The 534-nt window shown below is 58.2% G+C and carries 1 protein-coding gene; it reads right to left on the bottom strand.

The annotated features are described in order from the left end of the window. Positions 1-55 precede the first annotated feature (55 nt). The gene (locus tag AC1DRJ_RS32115) at positions 56-481 is read right to left on the bottom strand and encodes a GNAT family N-acetyltransferase (RefSeq protein WP_477805628.1); all 426 of its coding nucleotides are present in this window, start codon (positions 479-481) and stop codon (positions 56-58) included. Between the last annotated feature and the right edge of the window lie 53 nt (positions 482-534).

The raw sequence follows: 534 nt of genomic DNA on the forward strand, positions 1-534 counted from the left end.
GTCTGACACATTGCATTCGCGAGCAAGCCCGCTCCCACATTGGGTTATGTGTTGATTAGTCGTTCAGGCGCTTCTGGAAAAAGAAGCGCTTGTGCCCCGGCGGGTAGTCGGCAATCTGGCCCAGTTCGCTATAGCCGAGCCGTTTGTAAAACTCCGGTGCCTGAAAGTCGAAGGTGTCCAGCCAGATCCCCACGCATTCCTTTTCCCGTGCCAAGTCTTCGGCCATCTGCATCAATTTCGAACCCATGCCCTGTCCACGGGCCTGTTCAGGCAGGGACAGCAGTTCTATGAACAACCACTGGTAGAAAAACCGGCCATACAACCCGCCAAGAATCTCGCCGTTGTCGTCGCGCACCAGCAAGGCCAGCGGTTGCGCATTGGACGGGCCGGCCTGGGCCGCGTTATAGGCGCGCAGAGGCGTGAGGATGGCCTCGCGTTCTTCATCGGTGGGGTTTGGTGAGCGTTCGATTCGCAGGGTCATGAGCTACATCCTTATGGCAATGAAGCGGCAGCCTATCGCGCTCGCGGCGATTG

The organism is Pseudomonas sp. P5_B2, from assembly GCF_056400445.1.

Excerpts from the sequence above, each read along its gene's own strand:
- AC1DRJ_RS32115 (WP_477805628.1), bottom strand. The coding sequence starts at position 481 with ATGACCCTGCGAATCGAACGCTCACCAAACCCCACCGATGAAGAACGC.